Source organism: Rhodococcus sp. ARC_M12 (genome assembly GCF_022810385.1).
Taxonomy (GTDB): domain Bacteria; phylum Actinomycetota; class Actinomycetes; order Mycobacteriales; family Mycobacteriaceae; genus Rhodococcoides; species Rhodococcoides navarretei.
The window spans coordinates 1-260 of sequence record NZ_JALGQI010000096.1 but is presented as its reverse complement, the minus strand read 5'-3'; the positions used below and the strand labels follow the sequence as shown (position 1 = coordinate 260).

At 53.8% G+C, this 260-nt stretch carries 1 rRNA gene; it reads left to right on the top strand.

The features are described 5' to 3' along the window. A 23S ribosomal RNA gene (locus tag MTX35_RS26370) occupies nt 1-260 on the top strand; the annotation flags it as partial.

Below are 260 nucleotides of genomic sequence, written 5' to 3'. Positions count from 1 at the left end.
TTGTGGGGTTTGCATTGTCGATTCTGCCGGATCGGCCGACAGTGAGAAATTGTGGTGTTAGTCGAAGTGGTCTGGAACGGCCTGTCGTAGAGGGTGAGAGTCCCGTAGACGAAAACACTGCAACTGTCGTTGTGAATACCCAAGTAGCAGCGGGCCCGTGAAATCTGCTGTGAATCTGTCGGGACCACCCGATAAGCCTGAATACTCCCTGGTGACCGATAGCGGACTAGTACCGTGAGGGAAAGGTGAAAAGTACCCCG